We start from the raw sequence: 4,131 nt of genomic DNA on the forward strand, positions 1-4,131 counted from the left end.
TTTCCTCTCCTCCTTGCTGTTTATTTTAATAACATACAATTATTTCTCAAAATTTTTTGCCTTGAATTAACATATAATTATTTTTGGGGGTAATTATGCAAGAAGCATTATAAAGTGAAACTTTAATCAACTCTCGCCAATCGGGCTTTTTCGGGAAGTTGGTCCCCTCCCAACTTCTTTACTTTCCCTGAATTTTAAGATGGGACTCTTACTGCCCAGCAAATAGCGGGATGAATTCCACCACGAATCTTACACACATCTTAGAATCATCCAAAACTGTTTTATTGATCAAATTCAAAAGAAATGAGGCCTAACTATATGAGTGAAAAGATATTTAAAATAAACGGAATTGATATATGTACAGAAAGCTTTGGGAACCCTAAGAACCCTGCTATTTTATTAATTATGGGCGCTACATGTTCCATGGTTTATTGGGATGAAGAGTTTTGTGAGCTGTTGGCTAGTACGGGGAAGTTTGTTATTCGCTTTGATAACCGTGATGTTGGACGCTCTGTTGCCTATGAACCTAGAACTTCCAATTATACAGTAACAGATATGGCTGAAGATGCAATTGGAGTACTAGATGCTTATCATATTGATAAAGCTCACCTATTTGGTATGTCATTAGGTGGTATGATTGCTCAAATTGCCGCTGTAAAACATCCCGAAAGAATTTTGACGCTAACTTTACTAGCGACTAGTGTAATAGGATCTGATGACAATACTCGCGATTTACCTCCAATGGATGAAAGGATTTTAACACATCATGTAAATGGCACAAGTATAGATTGGACAAATAAAAATGATGTGGCAGAGTATTTAGTTTCAGGATCTCGTCTATTATGTGGATCAGAACGAATATTTGATGAAAATAGAGTTTATAAACAAGTAAAACAAGAAATAGAACGCGCAAACAATTTATTAAGTATGTTTAATCACGCTTTACTTCAAGGTGATGATGCATATGAAGGTGTACTTCAATCCATACAAGCACCTACATTAGTTATTCACGGAACAGACGATACAGCACTACCATTTGAACATGGCCTCGCACTAATTGATGAAATTCCAAACTCAGTACTATTAACTCTTAAAGGGGCAGGCCATGAAAACCATCCAGATGACTGGGAAAGCATAATTAATGCTGTTTCTAAACATACATCTAAAATTTAGATAAATAACTAATGGAAGGGTCACAAATTGTATTGTGCCCCTTCCATTTACAAACAAAACCCCATCACTGTATTCGTATGTATAGTGATGGGGACTTCTTATATTTTTCTATGTTTAAAAAAATGGACAATCTAATTGATCAACAGATTCCCATAATTTTTTTTTTGCATTTTCAGTGGATGTATTTGTGTCTAGTGTCATGTTTTTAAAAGGGTTTACTTCGACTTTTAATAAGGATGAAGGCTCCACATATAATGAGAAAACATGGCTGCTTGGTAAAGCTTTAGAAACGTCAATATCTCCTACTTGTTTGAATAGTTGCTGCGCAGCAAAGAAGAAGAAATTAGTTGGATTTGATTGTTTATTCAGCCACGCAAGCATTTCAGGTGATACCGATTTATGAATATTGATTTTTACTCGATCACCACGTTTATATCGCCTAGATCGCATACTTCCACCAACTAACTTATCGTTAAGTTTGTAAATCCTAACTCTTTTTGCTTATGCTCTCTATATTTTGGCGAACAAGTATAGACTAATAATCCTCGTGCATTTGTAAATAACGGATTATCTACAAAGATTACATTTTTGAGTCGTCCTTTTTGCTTTAAAATCATTTTTAAACTGTTTTTAATAATTACTGCACCCCCGCCATAAATAAACACGTATGGATCGTCTTTCATATCATCAATTTTATTTATAATATCTGTTGCAACACGCGCTGCTAAACCTAATAGCGCTGGCTGTGATTCCTCAACTAATAAGGTATTTCTCGGATGCTTATCATTTAAATAAATTTGATTGAATTCTGTAATACTATCAATCGTCTTAGTTGGATACTTCCGGTTCCATCTCGTAATGATTTGTAGTAACGTCTCTTTTACACCATAAGATAAACCTTTACTTAGTTGCGGACGGAAATTCACCCCTAATGAAACGACTTCTTCTGTCGTCCCTGCGCCAATATCAAAAGAGAGTAGAGTTTTATCTACAAAATCAATTTCAGAAACTTGATTTTGCTCACATTCTATTTTATGTTTCACAACATTTCCTTCTTCATCGTATACAATGCCCCACGTCCCAGAAGCACCCTCAGGCAGGCATTTACAATACTCAATTGAAACATTAATTGTCACATCGCGTCCGTTCGGATAATGAAAAATAACCTTATGATTTCCCATATAACGTTTTGCATTTTCAGCAGCTATTTCTTGTGTAATAAGCTGCATAGGAAGAGCGACAGATAAATCATAACGAATATTAATATGGCTAGAAGTTGGACTTTGACGCATAGCGCTTACCGCCAAACCTGATAGTATTGTAATAACCATTAACTCATCCGTTGACTTATTTGATTTCTTCTCTACCTCAGTACCTTTTAATTGATCTTGAATGACTTTTTCTCCAACGATGTATCGTACATTATTTAGCATTAACGATGGCGAACTTATAGTCACATCAATGTGGTTTTCTAATTCAGATAATGAAACATCTACCTCATCTAAGAGTCCTGTAGGCTCACCTATATATAAAGAATAAATACTCGGAATAAAAATAGGGTCTTGCCCTTTCACCATTAACTTCAAACCGTTGTTTCCTGCATCTGCACCAGCTTTTAAAAGTATAGACATAACTACCCCCTAAATTAATCTGACATCCCTTCCAAATATATGCGAGCCCATTCTTTTACATTCAAATGTATTGTAATTTTTTATTTATCATAAAACCAAAATATTGCATACTTACATATTTCGTGTAAAAAGTATTTGACATGATACTTTGCCAATTTTATACTTATATTTGTAAAGAGTTTTTTACAATCGAGGGGGCAATTATTTATTGAATACTAAAAAAACTATTTTTATAATCATTGTTTTAGCATTAATTGCAATACTAGTACATGGCACATATAAATACATAACTGAAGGTTCTATTTTGGGCGGTACGATTTTTGCTATTTCGTTAATACTTAGTAATTTAATTAATTACATTACTTGGGGAGATCCCCACGGTGTATCAGAAGAAAGTCAAGATGAAATGGGACAACAAATTACATATAAAAGCTTTAAAATTGCATATTTTGTGCTTGTAGTTGTAATGTTCCTTATATTAATCTTCTCTGAAGGATTTTCTATGGGGGCTAATTTAGATGGAGTAAAAAACCTCCCTCTGTTCATCGCAATTTGCTCTTCCTTCTTTATTTATCCTATTGTCGAACTCGTAGTTGCAAAACAATATAAATAAAAAGATGAGGTTTTCTACATGTAGAAAACCTCATCTTTTTATTTATATTTACATACCCTCTACAATTGCTTTTAATTTGTTCACAGTCCGCCAATTCCTAACTGTAGCTGGTGTATGTAACTTCTGAAACTGGTTCATTAATTTAGAATTTCGAATGCTATTTTTGAAAAACAAATAAACGACTTTCTCATCTATATAGCAATCTTCAAGTTCACTTTTAAATATAAGCAATTGACTACTCTCTTCTTCAGAAAGTACATTAGCTAAAAAAGCAACATGAACACTTTCTCCTTCTAACAATGAATGAACTTCATACGGACATTGCTTAATAATATTTATAAATTCATCATGTGTTCTTAGCATGACTGGAACATCGAAATCAAATTCATTTTTTATTTCCGTTTGTATTCGGTCTTTTAGAAAGTTTATATCTTCCTTAGATTCGAACACGATATTACCACTCTGTATATACGTTTTCACTTGTTTTAACTCAGCCATTTTGATTACTTTATGTCCACCGACATTGATTCCTCTTAGTAATGCAATATAAAGTGTCATACTATTTCCCCCACAATAAAATGAACTTATCAATTGAATCGATTTCCCCACTCATATTTCTCGGATATTTGTTTTAATTCTTCTAACATATCATGAATAGATAATACCTCAAATAAAATAATATACTCACTTGAAAAATGGTGATGATAATGATTT

Annotated in this window: 5 protein-coding genes; 2 read left to right on the plus strand and 3 right to left on the minus strand. The window is 33.4% G+C overall.

Annotation, left to right across the window (positions count from 1 at the left end; genetic code table 11):
- The first annotated feature begins 318 nt into the window (after positions 1-318).
- Positions 319-1,173, plus strand: a complete 855-nt coding sequence (locus ACQGS6_RS23780; protein WP_001290774.1) for an alpha/beta fold hydrolase — start codon at positions 319-321, stop codon at positions 1,171-1,173.
- Between the two features lie 114 nt (positions 1,174-1,287).
- Here the strand turns inward: ACQGS6_RS23780 and ACQGS6_RS23785 are convergent, their stop codons facing one another.
- Both ACQGS6_RS23785 and ACQGS6_RS23790 read right to left on the minus strand, forming a co-directional pair.
- Positions 1,288-1,623 carry a hypothetical protein gene (locus tag ACQGS6_RS23785; RefSeq protein ID WP_001257760.1) on the minus strand — a complete coding sequence of 112 codons (336 nt, stop codon included), beginning with the start codon at positions 1,621-1,623 and terminating at the stop codon, positions 1,288-1,290.
- Between the two features lie 11 nt (positions 1,624-1,634).
- Complete coding sequence (locus ACQGS6_RS23790) at positions 1,635-2,804, minus strand: ParM/StbA family protein (protein WP_000025622.1); 1,170 nt, start codon at positions 2,802-2,804, stop codon at positions 1,635-1,637.
- 208 nt (positions 2,805-3,012) lie between these two features.
- Here ACQGS6_RS23790 and ACQGS6_RS23795 point away from each other — a divergent pair, with 208 nt between their 5' ends.
- A complete protein-coding gene (locus tag ACQGS6_RS23795) occupies positions 3,013-3,417 on the plus strand; it encodes a hypothetical protein (protein WP_001093144.1) in 405 nt (134 codons plus the stop codon).
- A gap of 48 nt (positions 3,418-3,465) precedes the next feature.
- Here the strand turns inward: ACQGS6_RS23795 and ACQGS6_RS23800 are convergent, their stop codons facing one another.
- Positions 3,466-3,975, minus strand: coding sequence for a DUF1697 domain-containing protein (locus ACQGS6_RS23800; protein WP_426965704.1), 510 nt, complete (start codon positions 3,973-3,975; stop codon positions 3,466-3,468).
- Between the last annotated feature and the right edge of the window lie 156 nt (positions 3,976-4,131).

It is taken from the genome of Bacillus sp. GMs2/2 (assembly GCF_050172095.1).
GTDB classification, from domain to species: domain Bacteria; phylum Bacillota; class Bacilli; order Bacillales; family Bacillaceae_G; genus Bacillus_A; species Bacillus_A cereus.

Coding starts and splice junctions, on each gene's coding strand:
- ACQGS6_RS23780 (WP_001290774.1), top strand. CDS start 319: ATGAGTGAAAAGATATTTAAAATAAACGGAATTGATATATGTACAGAA.
- ACQGS6_RS23785 (WP_001257760.1), bottom strand. CDS start 1,623: ATGCGATCTAGGCGATATAAACGTGGTGATCGAGTAAAAATCAATATT.
- ACQGS6_RS23790 (WP_000025622.1), bottom strand. CDS start 2,804: ATGTCTATACTTTTAAAAGCTGGTGCAGATGCAGGAAACAACGGTTTG.
- ACQGS6_RS23800 (WP_426965704.1), bottom strand. CDS start 3,975: ATGACACTTTATATTGCATTACTAAGAGGAATCAATGTCGGTGGACAT.